General features: G+C 60.2%; 18 protein-coding genes. 6 read left to right on the plus strand and 12 right to left on the minus strand.

Annotation, left to right across the window (positions count from 1 at the left end; all coding sequences use genetic code 11):
- Positions 1-324: 324 nt before the first annotated feature.
- From AC1DFC_RS27140 to AC1DFC_RS27170, 7 genes are all read right to left on the minus strand, one after another.
- Positions 325-1,140, minus strand: coding sequence for an AP2 domain-containing protein (locus tag AC1DFC_RS27140; RefSeq protein WP_478180362.1), 816 nt, complete (start codon positions 1,138-1,140; stop codon positions 325-327).
- Between the two features lie 170 nt (positions 1,141-1,310).
- A complete protein-coding gene (locus tag AC1DFC_RS27145) occupies positions 1,311-1,760 on the minus strand; it encodes a hypothetical protein (RefSeq protein WP_478180363.1) in 450 nt (149 codons plus the stop codon).
- Positions 1,757-2,332 carry a hypothetical protein gene (locus tag AC1DFC_RS27150; protein WP_478180364.1) on the minus strand — a complete coding sequence of 192 codons (576 nt, stop codon included), beginning with the start codon at positions 2,330-2,332 and terminating at the stop codon, positions 1,757-1,759. Before AC1DFC_RS27150 ends, AC1DFC_RS27145 begins: the two co-directional genes overlap by 4 nt.
- A gap of 36 nt (positions 2,333-2,368) precedes the next feature.
- Entirely contained in the window at positions 2,369-4,072 is a 1,704-nt protein-coding gene (locus AC1DFC_RS27155; protein ID WP_478180387.1) for a ShlB/FhaC/HecB family hemolysin secretion/activation protein, read from the minus strand.
- A gap of 87 nt (positions 4,073-4,159) precedes the next feature.
- Positions 4,160-4,750 carry a hypothetical protein gene (locus AC1DFC_RS27160; protein ID WP_042673771.1) on the minus strand — a complete coding sequence of 197 codons (591 nt, stop codon included), beginning with the start codon at positions 4,748-4,750 and terminating at the stop codon, positions 4,160-4,162.
- A 63-nt stretch (positions 4,751-4,813) separates the two neighbouring features.
- Positions 4,814-5,407 carry a hypothetical protein gene (locus AC1DFC_RS27165; protein WP_478180365.1) on the minus strand — a complete coding sequence of 198 codons (594 nt, stop codon included), beginning with the start codon at positions 5,405-5,407 and terminating at the stop codon, positions 4,814-4,816.
- The gene (locus AC1DFC_RS27170; protein ID WP_478180366.1) at positions 5,404-8,421 is read right to left on the minus strand and encodes a hemagglutinin repeat-containing protein; all 3,018 of its coding nucleotides are present in this window, start codon (positions 8,419-8,421) and stop codon (positions 5,404-5,406) included. The genes AC1DFC_RS27165 and AC1DFC_RS27170 overlap by 4 nt, the downstream gene beginning before the upstream one ends.
- A gap of 120 nt (positions 8,422-8,541) precedes the next feature.
- Between AC1DFC_RS27170 and istA the strand changes: the two genes are divergently transcribed.
- Complete coding sequence (gene istA / locus AC1DFC_RS27175; RefSeq protein WP_413336346.1) at positions 8,542-10,053, plus strand: IS21-like element ISVapa2 family transposase; 1,512 nt, start codon at positions 8,542-8,544, stop codon at positions 10,051-10,053.
- A complete protein-coding gene (gene istB / locus AC1DFC_RS27180; protein WP_413336344.1) occupies positions 10,046-10,855 on the plus strand; it encodes an IS21-like element helper ATPase IstB in 810 nt (269 codons plus the stop codon). Before istA ends, istB begins: the two co-directional genes overlap by 8 nt.
- Before the next feature lie 218 nt (positions 10,856-11,073).
- Here istB and AC1DFC_RS27185 read toward each other — a convergent pair whose 3' ends face one another.
- Genes AC1DFC_RS27185 through AC1DFC_RS27205 form a run of 5 tightly spaced genes read right to left on the minus strand, consistent with a single transcriptional unit; the run spans position 11,074 to position 14,162 of the window.
- Entirely contained in the window at positions 11,074-11,313 is a 240-nt protein-coding gene (locus AC1DFC_RS27185) for a fumarylacetoacetate hydrolase family protein (RefSeq protein WP_478180367.1), read from the minus strand.
- Positions 11,282-11,791 (minus strand): TIR domain-containing protein, encoded by a 510-nt coding sequence (locus AC1DFC_RS27190; RefSeq protein WP_478180368.1) that lies wholly within the window; start codon positions 11,789-11,791, stop codon positions 11,282-11,284. Before AC1DFC_RS27190 ends, AC1DFC_RS27185 begins: the two co-directional genes overlap by 32 nt.
- A 13-nt stretch (positions 11,792-11,804) precedes the next feature.
- Positions 11,805-12,389: an SLOG domain-containing protein gene (locus AC1DFC_RS27195; protein WP_478180369.1), complete on the minus strand. Its 585-nt coding sequence runs from the start codon at positions 12,387-12,389 to the stop codon at positions 11,805-11,807.
- Entirely contained in the window at positions 12,386-13,534 is a 1,149-nt protein-coding gene (locus tag AC1DFC_RS27200) for a toll/interleukin-1 receptor domain-containing protein (protein WP_478180370.1), read from the minus strand. The genes AC1DFC_RS27195 and AC1DFC_RS27200 overlap by 4 nt, the downstream gene beginning before the upstream one ends.
- Positions 13,535-13,586: 52 nt before the next feature.
- Positions 13,587-14,162 carry a toll-Interleukin receptor gene (locus tag AC1DFC_RS27205; protein ID WP_478180371.1) on the minus strand — a complete coding sequence of 192 codons (576 nt, stop codon included), beginning with the start codon at positions 14,160-14,162 and terminating at the stop codon, positions 13,587-13,589.
- A 1,164-nt stretch (positions 14,163-15,326) separates the two neighbouring features.
- Between AC1DFC_RS27205 and AC1DFC_RS27210 the strand changes: the two genes are divergently transcribed.
- From AC1DFC_RS27210 to AC1DFC_RS27225, 4 genes are all read left to right on the plus strand, one after another.
- The gene (locus tag AC1DFC_RS27210; protein WP_478180372.1) at positions 15,327-16,145 is read left to right on the plus strand and encodes a hypothetical protein; all 819 of its coding nucleotides are present in this window, start codon (positions 15,327-15,329) and stop codon (positions 16,143-16,145) included.
- Between the two features lie 594 nt (positions 16,146-16,739).
- Positions 16,740-17,195 carry a MarR family winged helix-turn-helix transcriptional regulator gene (locus AC1DFC_RS27215; RefSeq protein ID WP_007838332.1) on the plus strand — a complete coding sequence of 152 codons (456 nt, stop codon included), beginning with the start codon at positions 16,740-16,742 and terminating at the stop codon, positions 17,193-17,195.
- A 92-nt stretch (positions 17,196-17,287) separates the two neighbouring features.
- Positions 17,288-17,713 (plus strand): organic hydroperoxide resistance protein, encoded by a 426-nt coding sequence (locus AC1DFC_RS27220; RefSeq protein ID WP_007838334.1) that lies wholly within the window; start codon positions 17,288-17,290, stop codon positions 17,711-17,713.
- Positions 17,714-17,873: 160 nt separating this feature from the next.
- A complete protein-coding gene (locus AC1DFC_RS27225) occupies positions 17,874-18,989 on the plus strand; it encodes a DUF2855 family protein (RefSeq protein WP_478180373.1) in 1,116 nt (371 codons plus the stop codon).
- Positions 18,990-18,996 lie beyond the last annotated feature (7 nt).

The raw sequence follows: 18,996 nt of genomic DNA on the forward strand, positions 1-18,996 counted from the left end.
GATGTCGTCGGCCGATGTCGTCGGCCGGCCTTCGAGGCTTGCTCACTCTTCATGGTGTGCACCATCTCCTTTAGCGCACACCTCCAAGCGGGTCTGCGATTGAGGTCAGATGCTTGCTGCAGCCTGAGCATCAGGCAAGGACGGCCTTCGTCGGACTATTACGACTCTTCGCTGGCGGAAGGCAGTTAAACGCAGCGGGCGAAAAAGGACTCATCGGGATGCTGACGAGCTGAAGTGGTGTTCCGCTGTCAGCACGGCACGCCGAGCCGACTTTTTCGAAGACCGCGAGACCTTCTTTCAACGGCATGTAGTGCCCTGTTCACCTCAGCCGGATTTCTTGATCGGAGCCTGTGAGGCTTCTTTGAGTCGCAGTTGCTCTTTGCGCGCGGCGATTGCCAGCAAACGGGCCTTCTCGTTGCCGTGCGCCTTCACGGAGAACGATTGGGAGATGCTTCTCCTGCCGATTACACCTGTCTTGGCGAGCCAGTAACGGGGCGAACCATCGGCATTCCTGATGCAAGAGACTCCAGGAATGTCGGAGCTGTTGTTTTTTCTCAAGATCTCGACGACCGCAATCGGCTCGGGCAGCGTTCGCCTCGAACGGCGTGCCATGGCTTTGGGGGCATCCGGCGCCTTCTGTGCCGTCGCTCTCACGCTTTGCTCCGCGGGATGAACCTTCCTGAGCCCGTTCATCTGCCTCGACTGCTTCTCGCGCTCCGCGATCGCCAGACGCTCCGCTTGGGCTGCGCCATAGCGCCCCACGCCGAAGGACTTGGTCAACACGCGATCCACGCTCACGCGGGTGATCGCGTGCCAGCTCATGATCTCGCCTCTGGCGTTCAAGCGGAAGGTCACGCCGGCAACCCCGCTCTTGTTGCTCGGGAGCAGTTTCCGCGCCAGTTCGCGTCGCTCCATCGGCGGATGTTGGCGCACGACCTCGTCCCGATAGGCTTGTGCGCACGCCAGTGCAGCGGACTCGCCGCTATACCTGCTGAAGGCGAAATCTCTCAGTAACTTCTGCCCTCCTCGCGACAAGGTGACTCGCCATTTGCTGGGCATGCGCACGATGCCATACATCGCCGGCGCATGGTAATAGTCGTGGTCGCCTGACGCCGATGGCGCCTTGTGCGATACGGGCATTGGAACCTCCTCTAGGAGATGGGGACATGCTCGCCTGCTCCAATGCTTGAGGGACAGCGGCGGTTGCATTCAACACCACAGCGCTTCACATAGACAAGCCAGTTGGTACTGGTACTCGGTGAAGCCATACACTTGGACCGGCTTGCGAATCAGTTCGGACATGAAAATGCTCAACGACGATGTGCAGGCAGAAAAACCGAATTCGTCGTTGCCGGTATTCCAAGCAAATTTACGGATACGCTCACACTCAACCCGGGCGTCGGCTGCTCCAGCACGGCAGCCAACGTGCAGACAAAGTGCGGGATCGAGAGATTCACGGACACCCCATCGCTGAGCRTCAGTCCCTCCTCTTCGACGACCACATCGTCTTGCTGCATCTCATCGAAGTACAGGCTCTTTGTACCTGCAATCATTCGATCGCCGCGCGATCCGACGCGCCAGCTTGCTTTCTCGGAAAAGAACACCTTGATCGTTGCGCTCTCAATCCGAAAGTCATGAATGTTGCACGGCAGTTCTTGTGCGTTGGCTGCGCTGGAAAAGAAGATTGCCCCCAACACAAGCGATCTCGCTCCCAGATCGAACCAGCGAACCTCTCGGTACTTGGCGCAGCGCGAATTCATCTCGAGGGCACCATCTCAATTTCATGCTCCACCGTCGCGACACAATCGCGATCAAACGTCTGGAGAAGAATGTCGATGTCGCCGCGCGGCGTCGAGAAATGGATTCGCTCCGGAGTCGGGACAAACCTGACAATGCCGAAGTGGGCACTTCGCATCTCGTGGACGACGATGGGCGGACCTGAAAAGGCCATGCCAAGCACAGCCAGATCGCTGCGCCTGATGCATGCAATGGACGAGTCAAATCGGGTGGTCATCCTCCCCAAGTTCAACTTCTGGCCGATTCTCGAGAGCGTGACCGTGGCGTAAACAGCATTTCCGGGCTCCGGCCCCAGCCGAATGAAGCGGCCTACCTCCAGCGTTTCGGGATCGACTTCAGCCTTGAGTCCCAGATGCTTCTGGGCTCGTTTTGGAAATGGCGTTTCTGTGTCCAACAAGAAGCGGCGGTAGGCCTCGACAACGGTCTTGGGTTCTTTGGGGACCGAAGCGCAACCAACCATCGCCGCGCAGAACGTCACGAGCAAGGACGGTCTGGCGAACGAACGGACGTAGCGATGGGCCCTTGTCTTGATCATGCAAGAACTCTCAAGGACGCAGCGAGCGGCGGCGTGTCAGAAGCTCGCGTTGAGATTGAAGCCGAGCGTTACCTTTGCAGTGCGATAGCCCTCGGGCTTGCTGATGGGCGCACCGACGAAGAAGTCGTAGCTCAGCTTGCTCCATTGGCCGCGCACGCCAATGACTGCACCGGCAAGGCTGCGGCCAAGAAGGTCGACAGTCGACCGTCCGCCCACGTGGCCGTAGTCCATGCCTGCATACAGCTCCGCCCCGCTCTGCCCCATGGCCCACCCGATGTCGTTGCGGATGAGCCAGCCACGCTCACCCAGCAGGCTCGTCTCGCCATCGAAGCCGCGCACCGTGTAGCGCCCGCCGATGGCAAAGCGGTCTTGCGGCGTCAGCGGTGTGCGGTTCCACTGGGCGCGGATCAGGCCGGAGTAGCGCATCTTCTGCTCGCCGAGCTTGAACGGTGCATTGAGAGTGATGTCGGCCGTATAGAGCTTCAGGCGCGAAGTGCCCTCGCCGAACTCTTCTTCCGGCGCAACGCGTGAACCGAAGCCACCGGTGCCGCGCTTGTAGGCCAGCGTGCCTTCGAGCGTCGCTTCGCCGATGAACTCCTTGTGGTTCAGGCTGAGCTCCCACCCGCCGACCACGCGGTGCTGCACCTCGGCCTCGGTATCGTCCACGAAATTGCGCGACTCGCGGCGCCAGCCCTTGATAGCCGCCGTGGTCTTGCGGCTCTGGTCGCGGTAGAGCAAGCGCGAGAGCTTGACCTCGGCGTTGTTGGACTTGCCGGCGTAGACGTAGTCCTGGTTCAGGCCGGCCACGCTCTGGTGGTACTGGCTGTTGGAGGCGGTGAAGCCCAGGAGCCAGTAGCCGTAAGGCAGCGAGTAGTGGACGGTCTGGCCTTCGGTGCCCTTGGCCGGGTCGCTGAAGACGTGGTTGTTGATGTTGTGGTTGGCGCTGACGTAGAACAGATCGTTCAGGCGGAAGGGGTTGTCCAGGGACAGGGTTGTGCCGGACTGATAGCGGCCTGTGGCTTCGGTGCCGCTGTCGTCGAGGCTCAGTGCAATACGCCACTTCTTGGATTGGACGTACTTGACGACGAGGTCGCTGTCGCCGGGCTTAGCGCTGGGCGCGGTCGAGGGCTCGATCTGGATGTCGGCTTCGGCCGTGGGGGCGCGCTTGAGGTTCTCCAGGCCCTGCTCGATGTCGCGCAGGTTCAGGAGGTCGCCGGGGCGCGCGGGAATGGCCGTGGCCAGCAAAGCGGAGTTGCCGAACAGCGTGGACGAAGAATCGGGCGTTGTCCGAATGGCTGCGATGCGGCCGGGCACCAGCGAGAGGGTCAACGTGCCGGTGGAGAGGTCCTGCGGCGCAGCAAGCACACGGGTGGTGACGTAGCCGCGCGCAATGACGGCCTGCTGGGTTCGTGCCAAGACCACATTGACGCCGGTCGTGCCGAGGCAGCGGCCAGCGGGTGAATCGTTGCCCTCCGGACCGGACAGATCGGCGACGGCCCACTGGAAGGACTCGGACTGCTCACCGACCAGCAGTATGCGGTCGATGCGAAAGCATGGGGACTCGGACTCTGGGATGCCTTGAGCCGGAGCCGGTGGCGCAGCCTGCGGCCGTTGGTCAACGGTGCGCTCGTTCTGCGCACGCAGGGCGCGCTCGCGCTCTTGCTGGCGCTGCTGCTCGACGAAGGGCTGAGGCGTGGTCGGCGATTGCTGACTAAGCGCCAGCAGTGGGCAGGCAGCCATGGCGACCGCCAACAAGTTGCGTTTCAAATCAGACTCCCTCTTCTCTTTCTTGTCCTAGGCCGAAGCCTGTATCGGCCAGACCCGCCTTCAACGAACGGGTGCAGGGCAATCCGCGACGATTTGCACCGGAACGGATACCGGGGCATCACGGTTGGTGGCATCCATGACGTTCAAGCTGCAGGCCGGATTGCTGCCCCACACGAACTCGATGGTGTAGGCGTGAGCGTCCTGCGGCGTGAACTGCACCGTGACGGGGCCGCAATGGCCGGTGCGATAGCCGGAGCCCGTTCCATCGGCCCAAGAGCCATAGCCGCGCACCTGGATCGGCTCTCCCGGCTTGGCCTCATGAACAAGGTAAGGCTCCGTCCGACGGCCACGCTGCACTGCATTGGCAATCCAGGGGTACACGATGCCGCGGCCGGCGTAAGCCGCGTTGCCCAGGGACGTGAAGTCCCTGCAGGCTTGCGAAGAGGTGCTAATCGAGAAGTTGGCCGGATAGCCTGAGCCTGCGGCCCGCAGGATGAGCTTGGCGGTGCCGGACTCGACATCGGACAACTCGTTGTAGCCGTTGTTGGCGCGAATATCAGCCAGCGCCGCCTCGGGGTTGATTTCGTGATACGCGCACGACGAAAGAGTCGCCACAGAGAGGGCACCAAAAAGAATACGGCTATATGTCACATTTACCCTCATCAAAATCACAATCAGCCCGAACTCGAACCAGTCAAATCAATTTGAAATCATTCACCCAAACAATTTCCGAATATCGCCACTCGCAATCAAATCGACCCGCGAAAAATCAAGTGAATCCGATTTCACAACAATCTCTCTCAGTGGAAGCGGAATATCTTCGATGCAAGCCAAAATTGTTGGCGACAAGTGCTTGTAATAGTCACCGTTTTCGCATTTTCGAGAATAACCAACCGGAAATTCGCCAGGTATATTTCCATGATCCAACGCCTCAAAAACAAACATCCCTTTGTTGATGCTCAAGTTTGCGTTCGCAAGATTCCCCTTGCTCCTCCAATCATTTAAAATATCAAGAAGAACTTCATTCTTGCCATTTTTTGAGCGATAGATCCAAGAGGAATAAAAATGCAAACTCACCAACCCATTTTTTTGGAGGCTGCTCGGGTATTTTTTGGACTCTTCAAACAAAAAATCCGAGAAATCATTTAGCAACTCCTCCGAATCATTTCGAGCAAGCAGGCTCTCGGGCAAATCTCCGAAGCCGTTATTACTCATCACCGCCAACTTCCCCGAGCAATCCATGGCAATCCATGTAAAACAGTCTGCGCCTTGAGGCACCCAATTGGGATTTAATTTTTCATTAGTCATTTTTTATACCCATTTGGCCAAGTGGTAGAGCAATTTGCGCAGGTTGGCACGAATGCATTTTCTGGAATTGAAGTGTTCCCATAGACCATTCCCGGACGAACTGGATTTGTAAATTTGATGTTGGCGGGGTCGGCACCCTGTCGAACCAATTTATCAGCCGCTTTAACTTCGGCACAAAATCCCGCAAGATTCGAACAAAAGCTGGTCGCCTGCCCAATCGGGACACCCAACTTGTCTTCTACAAATTTCACCATAACGGGACTCAAATCTTCCGCCTTGAGTGCACCGCTAGCTCCAACCGATGTGAGTCCGGTTGTTGAATCATAAGCACCAACCATCACAGAGGATCCACGCGCTGAGGATTTGGATCCTAAGTTATTGATCGTGTTAAGCAACTCCCCATTAGCTTTGTTTTCCAAAGCTAAGTTGACAGCTCCCGTCTCTGCCAGGCTTCCAACGCTTACCCTTTCGGCTGCCTTGACAGAGTTCAACTCTGCTTCAGCCACTTTTCCTACGGCTTTGCCTACTTGGCCTGGAATCGCTACGCCACTCGTTGGCACGCCAGTGACGGTTGTTGCCGCAAGGTCAGCCGCCACAATACAGCCTGTTGGATTGAGTGTGCAGTACGCGACCGGGTTTTGCGCGAACGCATAACCCTCGGCGGCAAGGCCACTCAGGGCAGGCGCCAAGGCAAGCCCTCCCGCGAGTGTCGCGGCCTGAATCGTTAGTTGCGTAATCTCATTTATAGAGCCTTGGTTCTTGCTCGCAGCCGCAGCGATCTGGGCAATGGTTGGCTGCTGAATGTTGTTGTCGCGATAAAACTGCAAAGCTTGAGGGCTGCGAATTACCTCATTCAGATAGATCGCCGCATTGGCTTTTTGTGCAGCAGGTGCCTGGAAGTAGTACCCAAGGCCAGCTTGCGGAAATGCCGGGTCAATTGGCAGGTTCTGACCTTGGCTGTAGTACTTGGCAATAGTCATCAAGAACTTGCTGGCGTCCGGGTCCCAGGCACCAGACGCACCGAATTGAACCTGTCTGAACGCTTGAGCTGCCAGCTCTTTCTCAGCATCGGCCACGCTGATGCCCTTTTGGGCCGCATATTCCTTGGCATGGTCTTTGATCAGCTTGGTTTCCGCAGGGTGCAGTTGCCGATTGTTGATATCGACGCTATAGGCGCTCGCTGCACCGGCAGTTCCTCCAGTCATGCCCCCGATCGCCGCCGCGCTGATGGCCCCCAATGCCTGCGCAACCGGTGCTGGCAAGTCCATGTCCGCGATGGCCTGCCCGATCCGTGGCATCAGCGCTGCGCTGGCGCCTGCCCCCAATGCGCCGCCGATACCGCCTCCCAGCGCGCCTGCGGCCGTGTGTAACGCCACTCGATAGGAGCCACCCTCGTCCCATTGGCTGGCTTCGTTTAGAAGCGCTTGCTGCTTGGCAGGGTCGGTCTCCACCTTGGCTTGGGTACGAAGCTGGGCGGCCTGGTTGCCTGCATAGGTGCCAATCTCCCTCGCCGCGTTCTGATTGAACTGCTGTGTGATTTGCGCCTGTGCTTGAACGTCTTTGACGATGGTCTGGGTGTTCCAGTCCTTGATTAACTTGCCCGCACTGCTGGTGTCGCCCGTCCTGACGCTCTGATCCCCCGCAATACCCGAGATGCCGGATCGCGTGACGCTGGTCTGGTTATTTCCCGAATAGCTGCCAACGCCAGCACTGCCACCAGGCCTGTTGTTCGGTCCGGCCCACGAAGCAGTCATATCTCTGGCCGGAGCCGTGTCTGTGGCTGCGGCCGGCGCAGTGGTGTAGCCAATGCCCACGCTACCGCTGACCGCGTAGCTGCTGCCGCTCGACTGACTGACGTTCTGCAGGTCCGCCATCGTCAGCGTGCCGCCTGTGCTGAAGCTGTTCTTGCCCGCGTCGATTGCTGCCTGCGTGCTCTCGATCACCGCGCCCTTCAAATCCGTGTTGCCCGCCACCTTCACGTCGAAGCCACCATCTCCGGCCTTGATACCAGACTGCACAGCCGGACTCACGAAGATGCCGTCGGCCTTGGCGCCAGCCGCACTGGCGCTGGCCGTGGCTACCACGCCGTAGCAGATCGGTGGAATACACAAGCTCAAACCGAAGCCCGAACTGCTTTGACGCGACTGCCCCACGCTCACGTCCTGCAGGCTCTCGATATTCAAGTTGCCGCCCACGTCCGCCGTGACGCGATTGGCCTCGACGGTGGCCCCGCGCATGTTCAGATCACCGCCCGAACTGATGTTGACAGCCTTGCCACCGCTCACTTGGGTCGTGTTGTAGCTGACATCGTTCTGGTCGTTTTTGCCTTGTCCGTTGTTCACGCCGAGTTGGATGCTGAAGCCGTTCTGCGCGCCTGCGCCGAAGGTGACCCCCACATTGGCGCCATGGCTGGAGTTCTGTCCGGCCGTCACACTGGTGTTGCGACTGGCCTGCAGCGTCACATCGTTGTCCGCCACCAAATTGACGGTGTTGCCCGCTGCGATGGTGGAGCCGATGGCACTGATGTTCGATCCCTTGCCGCCGCCTGTAGCCACGATATTGACGTTGTTCGCTCCCACCACGCTGGATCCCACAGCTTCGCTGCTGTTGGTGAAGCTGGTGCTCTGGCTGGTGTTGCGGCTGACATTGACACTCACGCCGTAGCTGAGCTGGCCTGTGCCACCAATGGCCTGGGCAGCGTCGTAGGCCTGTTTGCCGCTCATGGCCAGATTGACGGCTCCCAGGGCCTGCATGCGGCCGTCGCCCGTGTCGCCCATGGCCTTGATCGTGCTGGAAGCGCCCTTGAGCGTGTCGGTGCTGATGCCGGCGAAGCTGGCGCTACCGCCCACGATCGTGCTGGAGCTCTTGTCTAGCGTGACCGATTGCGTGGTGTTGTAGGCCTCGTTGATGACGACATTCTTCGCAAGAATGTTGACGTCGCCGCCCACCAACGGCCCTGCTTGTCCGGCAGACATGATGCTGCTAGCTGTCTGGCGGTAGTCGTTGGCCGCCACCAGTGTTGGCGCCGACCGGAAACTGAGCCAGTTTTGCGGGTAGTGCCGAAGTAAAAGTGAGCCAGGTGTTCAACCTACCCTGCTGTTTATTTAAGCAGCGGGGTTCGAGGAGTGATCACCATGGACATGATTGGCAGGATCCGACGGCTGCACGTGAGGGACAAGCTGTCGGAGCGTGAGATCGCGCGCATGACGGGGCTGTCGCGCAACACGGTCTCCAAGTGGCTGCGCGCACCGATCAATGAGACGCCGAAGTACCGGCGTGAGCCGCGCCCGAACAAGCTCAGCGCGTTCGAGGCGGCACTGAGGCAGGCATTGACGGCCGATGCCAGGCGGCCCAAGCACGAGCGGCGCACGGCCCGCGCGCTGCACGCCGAGATCAAGGCCGCGGGCTACGGCGGCGGCTACTCGGCCGTCACCGACTTCGTTCGGGCCTGGCGCCAGGGCGAAGGGCAATCGGTCAACGTCACGGCCTACGTTCCCTTGAACTTCGAGCTCGGGGAGGCCTTCCAGTTCGATTGGAGCGAAGAAGGCCTGGTCGTCGGCGGCATCTACTACCGCGTGCAGGTTGCGCACCTGAAGCTGTGCGCGAGCCGCGCCTTCTGGCTGGTCGCCTACCCGAGTCAGGGTCACGAGATGCTGTTCGACGCCCACACCAGATCGTTCGCGGCGCTGGGCGGCGTGGCGCGTCGCGGGATCTACGACAACATGCGCACCGCCGTCGACAAGGTCCACAAGGGCAAGGGCCGCACCGTCAACGCGCGCTTCGCGGTGATGTGCGCCCACTACCTGTACGACCCCGACTTCTGCAACGTGGCTTCAGGCTGGGAGAAGGGGCGCGTGGAGAAGAACGTGCAGGACAGTCGTCGGCGCATCTGGATCGAGGCGGCCCGACGCCGCTTCGGCTCCTTCGTCGAACTCAACGCCTGGCTGGGCGAGCGCTGCCGAGCCCTGTGGGACGAGGTCCGGCATCCCGAGCACGGCCAGTTCAGCGTGGCCGAGATGCTCGAGCACGAGCGGCCCCACCTGATGCCCATGCCCGCGCCCTTCGATGGCTACGTGGAGAAGCCCGCACGGGTGTCGAGTACCTGCCTGGTGTCGGTGGCGCGCAATCGCTACTCGGTGCCGTGCGAGCTGGCCGGGCAGATGGTCAGCACGCGGCTGTACCCCGGCAGCGTGGTGGTCGTCGCCGACGATGCAGTCGTCTCGCGCCACGAGCGGATGAGCGATTCGGGCGGTACGCGCTACGACTGGCAGCACTACATCCCCCTGGTGCAGCGCAAGCCTGGCGCGTTGAGGAACGGCGCCCCCTTCGCCGACATGCCCGAGGCGCTGCAGCGCCTGCGCCGTGGCCTGCTGCGCCAGACCGGCGGGGACCGCGTGATGGCCCAGGTGCTGGCCATCGTGCCCACGGCCGGTCTGGATGCGGTGATCGTGGCGGTCGAACTGGCGATGGAGAACGGACCGCCGTCCGGGCGCGTCAGCGTGGAGCATGTCGTCAACGTGCTCGGCCGGCTCAACGCGCCGGCAACGCCGCCAAGCGCCGAGACGGCGCTGCAGGTCGCCACACCGCCGCTGGCCAACACGGCGCGCTACGACAGCCTGCGTGATCAGGAGGTGGGCCATGCGTGACGTGACCGTTGAGCTCAAGGCGTTGCGCCTGCACGGCATGGCCAGTGCCTGGTGCGATCTGCAGGAGCAAGGGCCGGCCTCGGGTCTGGAGGCCTCGCGCTGGCTGGTCGAGCATCTGCTGCAAGCCGAGTCGACGGACCGGGCGATGCGCTCGGTCCAGTACCAGATGACCTCGGCACGCTTCCCGGTGCACCGGGATCTGGCGGGCTTCGACTTCGATGCCTCGCCGGTGGACCAGAAGCTGATCCAGCAGCTCGCGACGCTGGAGTTCACCGAGGCCGCGCACAACGCCGTGCTGGTCGGCGGACCGGGCACAGGCAAGACCCATCTGGCCACGGCCCTCGGGGTGTCGGGCATCGTGCGCCAAGGCAAGCGCGTGCGGTTCTACTCCACGGTGGATCTGGTCAATGCGCTGGAGCAGGAGAAAGCCCAGGGCAAAGCCGGGCGGATCGCCAGCGGTCTGCTGCGCATGGACCTGGTGATCCTGGACGAGTTGGGCTACCTGCCGTTCAGCCAGGCCGGCGGCGCGCTGCTGTTCCATCTGCTGTCCAAGCTCTACGAGCACACCAGCGTGGTGATCACCACCAATCTGGACTTCGCTGAGTGGTCGACAGTGTTCGGGGACGCAAAAATGACGACCGCTTTGCTCGACCGCCTGACGCACCACTGCCACATCGTGGAGACGGGCAACGAGAGCCATCGCTTCCTGCACAGCAGCGCAACTGCCAAGAAGCGCATCAAGGCCAGGGAACAGGCCCGCAAGGGCAGCAGCAAGAGCGATTCAAACAACCCCACCGACTGACGCTCCTGACCCAGACAGGGCGCTACGGGCTTCGCCCTGCGCGCCCTATGAGTTCGATCACAGAACCAAAAAGGAGATCAAAGAACAAGCAACGCCATACACTTATCCACAGTCGACCATTGCTGCGTCGGCTTCCACCCCTGGCTCACGATTCAAGCGGCGCGGTGGCTCAGTTCTACTTCGGCGCGGACAGGCCCCAGCGACCGGTACTCCCAGGCCTAAACGTGGCGCGCACTCCAATCGTTGAAGAGCTCGACACCGAACACGTGATCCTCGGCTGCGCTCATCGGAATGCAGTCGCCGACGATGTTGGGGCGCGAGATGAAGATGCCGACCTCGAGTTCGTAATCGAGCCGCGTGCAGGGTCCGAGCGTCGAGACCTCGGCGTCAGGCGCCTTGGTTCGATTTTCGCTGGCCGGTTCGTGCCTATTTTCCCGCCGCTTTCGCTGCAGCCTCAACCCAGGTTCCGAGGTTGTTGTAGCCAACATCTTTTACCCACGCATAGAACGGATAGCCAGCGGGAATCTTTCCGCAGCAAGTGGTTGTGAATCCGAGGAGGTTCTTGATCCCGCTGATGTTGATTCCCAGCAAACCATTCCCACGCTTGATGCTCTCGTCGATCTCGTACTGAACCCACTCGCTGGAGCATGTGTTGGCGCCCACGAGAATCACCGTGACTGTTGTTCCTGAAAGCTGGGCATCGATCCAGTTCTTGATGGCCTGCTTGCCTTGTTTCTCGATCTTCTCGAATTCCGCCTTATCGATAAAACCCCTTGCTTCCTCGTCCTTGGTAATCGCGCTATTGCGAACCACCATCGCACGTGTCACGTCGCTGTACTCGAAACTGAAAAAGACTTTTCTTGCCATCTCTAACTCCTCGTTGCGGTTTTTTTTGAACAGAACCTTGCGGTTCGACAGACGATCAGAAATTGTCACGCGCCGAACGATGCTAAGCCTTTCGGTCCCGAGGTTCGGTGATGGCAATGCCCAGCTTCTGAGTGAACATCCGGGCAAAGTCGATGCGATCATCGGTCTGCCCTAGCTGATCCGCGAGCTGCTTCGCAGCGCCACCAGGTGAACAGACTGCAACCACGGTCGCATGCGGGTGAAGACGGCTGAACATCGAGTGCTCGTCAAGAACCCCCTGCATGCCGCCGATGAAAACTGCTGCATCGAATGACCCGCTGAGCATCTGCGTGCGCATTGCCTCAAGACTTGCACTCGGATCTTGTCCAATGGGTTCGACATGGACAACGTTGGCGAATCTCTTGTTCTCCTCCGGGAAAACGTCTTCAAAGAGTCGGCTCTGATACAGCGCCACGTACTTCGAGTAATCGACGCCCAGATCCTCGCAGACGGCCCACACCATCGGTGTTATTGCAGGATGGCCGCCCCAAACGATCTGTCGGCGGCCAAGACACACTGTCAAGAGCTCACGAACGGCAAACTGGATCAGGAAAGGGTTGGCACTTTCTTGGAAGTTCCCGCCGTCAGGCCGTGGCACGCTCGCTGAAAGAAAAATGCGGCCGATCATTGGGCACCCCAGCCACCAAATTCCCACGGTGCATCCGTTCGCTTTATCCACTTGGTGCCGGGGACTTTCGAGGCCAGCCAGTCGAGATGCGACTGCCAGCTGCGCTTCATACCAAAATGGTCGTAAACCATTGCGCACTCCTGCGTGCCGGCACGTTCGAGCGCCTGCTGGAGTGTGATTGCTGTAGGCACCCCGATGGTCGGCTGCACCATCAGGCTTTTACCGGACATCAGGGTCAGGTACATGGCCCGATTCAAGCCGATCCCATCAACCCGGCCTTTCACGATCTCTATCGCATCTTGTACCGCGGTAACCATGCTGAGCTGCCGGGTCGCGTGGCTGAGGCTTCGAACGCTCTCAAGCTGGCTGCAAATGCGCTCCAATGCCGTTTCAGCTAAGCGTCCCAATTGATCCAACTCTTCCTTGATCAGTTCGACACGGCTTGCAGTTTCAGTATGAATCGATGGCGTTGAGTCCGGCCATTGCACCTGCAAAACGCCAATGCTTTTGGACAGTGCGCGCGCGTACTCGGCACTGGTCCAGCGGCTGTCAAAATATCCGGGAGTTTCCAGCATGACCAGTACGTCGACGTCGCAAAGCTGATGCCAAAGCGCTTCCTGAAAATCGACGCCTGGACCGATTCCATGTGTGTCAAGAAAGACTTCGTACTGCCGGGCCGAGAGTTCCGCAAAGAGCTGCACGGCTGCCGCAGTTGCTTCGTTCCGGCGATAGCTTAGGAATACCCGGCGTTGGCGAGGGAGGAGACCAACACATTCAAGCATGGCCGAAAAGATTCTTTGCATTGAATCCCTGTCCCCAAACATGCAGTTCAGTTTTCGAAGTTCCCCAGGGATCTCTGCATTGATCGTCCCTTCTGCCGATGAGGAGGCGACAGGCAGCATCGGTACCGTATTGAGATCAAGCATCGCCCCAACATTGAGAGTGGCGGTGCCCTTGCCGCCCATGAAGACCGCGGCCGCGGCGACGCGATTGCTGGGCCGAAACTCAGCAGGGCATATCGCCAAGCTGATGTCGTCCCCGATGTTGAGTTTGAACTGTTCTGCCGCGTCCAGTAGACACTTCTTGAAGACCTCGATCTGCTCATCTGTCAGTGCACCAAACACTGCAAGCTCGTAAAGCGCCATCGGAATCTCCTATTTCGTTCTGCTATTCGTACGTCTACTGCGGTCAGTGGAACTAGCGCTCGTAGGGGTCTGTGCCGGTAAGCCAGGAATCAAAAAGGACGTAACAGGAGGCGGAGGTGTGAATCCAGAGTCTGTTGATGTTGGGCTGACCTTGCGTCGCGCCCTCTGTCACGTACGGATATATGCCTAGATACTCTTGTCCGGCATAAGCTTCGCCGTATCCGCCCGTGACTGGCAAGATCGCCGCCTTCCGGTTGTGACCATCTTTGAAGCCGAGCTCCCAAGGCATCCACTTCGAACTGCTGCTGCTTGTTGTCGTCGCATAGAAAAGACTTTTGCAGGAAAGCATTCTTGCCCGCAGCACGCGTGCAGTTTCTTTGGTCACGCTCGAGCGACTGAGCTCCCTGTCATTGATCCAGTCAACGTACACCTTGTAGCCAAGGTCCTCGAGGGAAAGCCAGATGCCAAGAATTAATTTCTTGTCTGAAAAACTATGCGATAGAAAGATGTCGAACTGGGTTACTTGACTCGTTACCTGGAATTTTTCATTGAGAACGGAGTCGGTGGTCCTCGTGGTTGTACTGCGATCCGCGCGAGCGCGAATTTTGGACTCACTAAAGAGCGCCATCAGATGATCCAGTTCTCGAAGTTATGAAGGCCATGTGTCCCGGCTCGGCTTTTAGGCAAACGGAGGTCGGCCAGATGTTTCGACGTGGCTTAACGCATGGAGTACTCCATCCGATCAACCTCGCGGTGATCCAGCTTGATTAATGGGCCTTGAGCAGCTAAAAGACGAATCACTTGGAAATGGTCCCACCGACGCCTACGCCTGTGGTCTGTCGACTCTTTCTGGTGCTCGGGTCCGTATCGAAACCACCGGAACCATCGGTCCGTGGCTTCCCATTAGTGGTATTCGCGGTCGCCATAGGCCCGGCGCTGAAATTGCCATTCTGATACGTGTTCACTTGGGTCGTGGAGGTTGAATGCTGCGCGCTGCCACTGTGCGTTGTCGTTGTCGAGAGGCCGGATCGATTCACCTGTGCGGGTTGTTGCGCTGGTTTGCTGTCGGCATTGGGCTTGTACGCAAGGTCCGACATTTTGAGCTGAGCGAACGACGAACCGGCGACGCAGACAGTGCCAGAGCAAGAAAGGGAATTCTCATCGCGAAGATCCTCCAGAAGGAGTGAATGGACGCGTGAAGAAGATCCCGTCACGCCGCGATGAATGTGCGCGCCACCAGGATTTCCGTCCTCCCATAGATATGGGAGACCCGTCGTATGCGTCTGGTAATGTCGTCTTGACGGTGGCGGTCATGGGCGTAAGCCGTACGCCGGAAGTTTGGGGCAGCGCGATACCATCGCACGATGAGCTACTACGTGCTTGGACTCGCTGAAGGGCCACTTAGTGAAGATCTTGCTCCGCTGTCCGAGCAAACGCGAGTACCTCCACGCGCTCGTTTTCTTGAGGGCTATCTGAACGAGATCGCTCCAGCGTTTCAAGAATTCTCCGACCGGGGGGAAGACATCCTGAGGCTGCTCAGCGTCCGGACTGGTCCCAATGGTCCAGCTGACGAACATTCCTGTCGCGTAACGCCTACGCAGGCGGCCATTGGTTCGAAATGCGCAAGGTCGCAAAGGCGATGAATGCGATGCTGCAAGCGCAACGAGACGGATTGGGCGGGTAGGAAGCCGCACAGCTTCGTTCGCCTTGAACAAGGGAAAGTGCACCACTGCGCTTGTTGATCGAGCTTTCCCGCGCCCTCTACACTCGTCCCCAACCGAGGAGAGAAGGTATGAACTGGATCGGCATGGTGGTGGGTGCGGTGTGCGGTGCCGTTGGTGCACTGATCGCGACGCTGATACTTGGCAAGAAAAGCAGCGAAGGGGTGGGACGGCTGGTTTCCCTCGCCGTATTCGCGATGCTTTTCGGCCTCTCTCGCGAGTACGTGACGCCAATCCTGCACGCTCACTACAACGCATACGGGATTGACAGTGAGCTGTCGAAGTCGCCTGCGTGGGTTGCCATGAAGGCATACGAGCCCGTAACGTACAACCGCATTCTTGACGCTGCACGGATTCGCCTCAAGGCGGGCGAGAACATGAGTAAAGTCTCAGATGAGATGGCCGCAAACGTTCAGGCGCTGATTCTCAAACGTATTCCAACGACCAGCGATGCTGCCGCCATCGCGTACATGCGCGTGATGATGGAAGAGATCAAGGTGCTGCGTGATCGTGGCGACGACTCCTGCTACCGTTTCCTTATGCCCGATGGCACCGTAGGTCACTCCGATCTGATCGGAATGCTGCCCAAGGATCTTTCACAGCGAGACGGCGACGCGCTGGCAGAAGTCTTTCGTGCTGCCGTCGTTGAAGCACGGCCTGTCCCGACTGAGGCCCAGTTTATGGAGGCCTTCGAGCCTGCGGTGATGTCCCTTCAAGCCTCAAACCCACGCTACGTGGCAGACATGGAGGCCATGGGCAAACCGCAGATCACGCTAGAGAGCAAACGCTATACATGCGAACTAGCAATGGCGCTGTACGGCGAAGTATTCAAGTTGCCTCGCGAAGCAGCAGGGCTCACACTCCGCTACCTCATCGCAGCCGGCGGGTAGCAATGCACCTGAGTGGCGGCCGGTCGGCGGCATTTGTTGCGTTCACGCTGGCGGCATCTGCTTGCCAAGCGGCGGGTATCGACCAGATTATGGCGTCCAGATATCTCAAGACGCAGTTCTGTATCGAGCGCGCTGTGGGTCAGCGATGGCATGAACGCTATGGAATCCGATTGGTGATAAATCGTTGGGGAATCAGCGAACCCACGCTTGAGGGGTTGGCCCGAGGGCCGGCAGAACTGCGAAGAGCTGACGCGCGTTGCCGTCGAGAAAATGAGATCTCGGACGAACCCCGACCTTCGCGATGAGGTCCAGCCGCTCGCGGACTACCCTGCCGTCGCGCAAGCACGACACCAAACAATTTGCCGGTAGTTTTGTCGGTATCTTCGGAATTCAGAATAAAGAAACTCAGGACTCATGCGCCCTACGGCCCAGTTTTCGATTCCTGCCGAAGGAATCGGAGAGGGGCGCATACGGAATCGGGCGGGGTGCTGGGCGGAACGGAAAGCGGGAGCGAAACCAAAGCCTTAAGTGTGGCACGCTGTTTACCTTGTCTTTACATTGCACACAATTCAATTGCTCGCTACAATTCGACCCATGCGCTCCACCCCAGCCCCCGCCGACGAAATGCTCAAGCTGGACAACCAGCTGTGTTTCGCCGTGTATTCCGCTTCGCTGGCCATGACGCGGCTCTACAAGCCGGTGCTGGCAAAGCTGCAGCTCACCTACCCCCAGTACCTCGTGATGCTCGCCCTGTGGGAGCAGGACGGCCCCACGGTCTCCGCGCTCGGGGATCGCCTGTCTCTGGACTCCGGCACGCTCACGCCGCTGCTCAAGCGCCTCGAGGCCAACGGCTATGTGGCCCGCGTGCGCGACGTGGCCGACGAGCGCCGCGTGCACATCACGCTGACATCCGCCGGCCGCAAGCTCAAGGGCCGCGCGGCCGGCGTGCCCGAGTGCCTGATGGCGGCGGCCCAGTGCTCGGTGCCCGAGCTGATTTCGCTCACCCAGCAGATCCAGGCCCTGCGCGACCGCATCAGGAAAGCGGCCTGACGCAGCGCAACTTTTTCTCCCGCTTCGATCGCCCCCTCGGGAAAGAACGAAGCTTTTCACCACCCTCCTCCATCATCACCAAAGGAATCACCATGACCACCAAGCTCGACAAAGTGCTCTACACCGCAGAAGCCCACACGGTCGGCGGCCGTGACGGCGCAGGCAAGTCCAGCGACGGCGCCATCGACGTCAAGCTGAGCTCGCCCGGTTCCGGCAAGCCCGGCACCAACCCCGAGCAGCTGTTCGCGGTCGGCTACGCCGCCTGCTTCATCGGCGCGATGAAGGCCGTGGGCCCGAAGATCGGCGTGAAGGTGCCCGAGGACGTCGCCATCGACTCCAGCGTTTCGCTCGGCCCGACCAACGGCGGCGCCGCCTACGGCATCGCCGTGAAGCTGGCGATCACGCTGCCCGGCCTGGACACCGACGCCAAGCAGAAGCTGGTCGACGCCGCTCACCAGGTGTGCCCGTATTCGAACGCAACGCGCGGCAACATCGACGTCGAATTGACGATCGCCTGACCGCTTGTTGCACACGCGAAGAAGCGACCTGGCCACAAGCCGGGTCGCTTTTTTTATGCCCGCCGATGTCTCACGGGTGACGCGCAAACGCGCCGCGCGGTGGCGCCTTTCATCGAGGCTGGCTAACGTAGCCGCATACCAACCGCCCGGAGCCTCGCTCATGAGCACCACCAGCCTTCTCATCCGCAAAGACCAGCTCGCCACCACGCGCCTGCACACCGCCAGCGACGAGCCGCTCACCGACGGCCAGGTGCGCGTGCGCATCGACAGCTTTGCGCTCACTTCCAACAACATCACCTACGCCGCCTTCGGCGAGGCGATGAGCTACTGGCAGTTCTTTCCGTCCGAGGAAGAAGGCTGGGGCAGCATTCCGGTGTGGGGCTTTGCGAGCGTGGTGCAGTCGCTGCACCCCGGCGTGGCGGTGGGCGAGCGGCTCTACGGCTACTGGCCGATGGCCTCGAGCGCGGTGCTGAGCCCCGACCGGCTGTCGGTCGCGCGCTTCACCGACGCCGCCGCGCACCGCGCCGAGCTGCCCGCGGTCTACAACCAGTACTTCCGCTGCAACGCCGACCCGCTCTACACCACCGAGACCGAAGACCTGCAGGCGCTGCTGCGCCCGCTGTTCATCACCTCGTGGCTCATCGACGACTTCATGGCCGACAACGACTTCTTCGGCGCGAGCACCATGCTGCTGTCGAGCGCATCGAGCAAGACGGCCTACGGCACGGCCTTTCAGCTGCACCCGCGCAAGGGCATCGAGGTGATCGGCCTGACCTCGCCAGCCAACGTCGCTTTCTGCGAAAGCCTGGGCTGCTACCACCGCGTGGTGACCTACGACGCGCTCGACGGCATCGCGGCGGACACGCCTTGCGTGTACGTCGACTTCGCCGGCAACGGCGGGCTGCGCAACGCCATCCACGAGCGCTTCACGAATCTGAAGTACAGCTGTTCGATCGGCGGCACGCACGTGGAGCAACTCGCCTCCAAGGGCGCGGGCAAGGCCCTGTCGGGCCCGCGCGCCACACTGTTCTTCGCACCGGCGCAGATCAGGAAGCGCACCGCCGAATGGGGCACGGACGAATTCGGCCGGCGCATGGTGGCGGCCTGGCGCAACTTCCTCGCCACGGTGACCGACGTCAACAACCCCTGGCTGCACGCCGAGCACCACCATGGCGGCGAAGCCGTGCAGGCCGCCTACGCGCAGGTGCTGGCCGGCAAGGGCGACCCGCGCACCGGGCATATCCTTTCGCTTTACAAGCAACCGGGCGGGCTGTAACGCCCCC

It is taken from the genome of Variovorax sp. 10L421 (assembly GCF_056395365.1).

Coding starts and splice junctions, on each gene's coding strand:
- AC1DFC_RS27140 (WP_478180362.1), bottom strand. CDS start 1,140: ATGCCCGTATCGCACAAGGCGCCATCGGCGTCAGGCGACCACGACTAT.
- AC1DFC_RS27150 (WP_478180364.1), bottom strand. CDS start 2,332: ATGATCAAGACAAGGGCCCATCGCTACGTCCGTTCGTTCGCCAGACCG.
- AC1DFC_RS27155 (WP_478180387.1), bottom strand. CDS start 4,072: ATGGCTGCCTGCCCACTGCTGGCGCTTAGTCAGCAATCGCCGACCACG.
- AC1DFC_RS27165 (WP_478180365.1), bottom strand. CDS start 5,407: ATGACTAATGAAAAATTAAATCCCAATTGGGTGCCTCAAGGCGCAGAC.
- istA (WP_413336346.1), top strand. CDS start 8,542: ATGGACATGATTGGCAGGATCCGACGGCTGCACGTGAGGGACAAGCTG.
- istB (WP_413336344.1), top strand. CDS start 10,046: ATGCGTGACGTGACCGTTGAGCTCAAGGCGTTGCGCCTGCACGGCATG.
- AC1DFC_RS27195 (WP_478180369.1), bottom strand. CDS start 12,389: ATGATCGGCCGCATTTTTCTTTCAGCGAGCGTGCCACGGCCTGACGGC.
- AC1DFC_RS27200 (WP_478180370.1), bottom strand. CDS start 13,534: ATGGCGCTTTACGAGCTTGCAGTGTTTGGTGCACTGACAGATGAGCAG.
- AC1DFC_RS27205 (WP_478180371.1), bottom strand. CDS start 14,162: ATGGCGCTCTTTAGTGAGTCCAAAATTCGCGCTCGCGCGGATCGCAGT.
- AC1DFC_RS27210 (WP_478180372.1), top strand. CDS start 15,327: ATGAACTGGATCGGCATGGTGGTGGGTGCGGTGTGCGGTGCCGTTGGT.
- AC1DFC_RS27215 (WP_007838332.1), top strand. CDS start 16,740: ATGCGCTCCACCCCAGCCCCCGCCGACGAAATGCTCAAGCTGGACAAC.
- AC1DFC_RS27220 (WP_007838334.1), top strand. CDS start 17,288: ATGACCACCAAGCTCGACAAAGTGCTCTACACCGCAGAAGCCCACACG.
- AC1DFC_RS27225 (WP_478180373.1), top strand. CDS start 17,874: ATGAGCACCACCAGCCTTCTCATCCGCAAAGACCAGCTCGCCACCACG.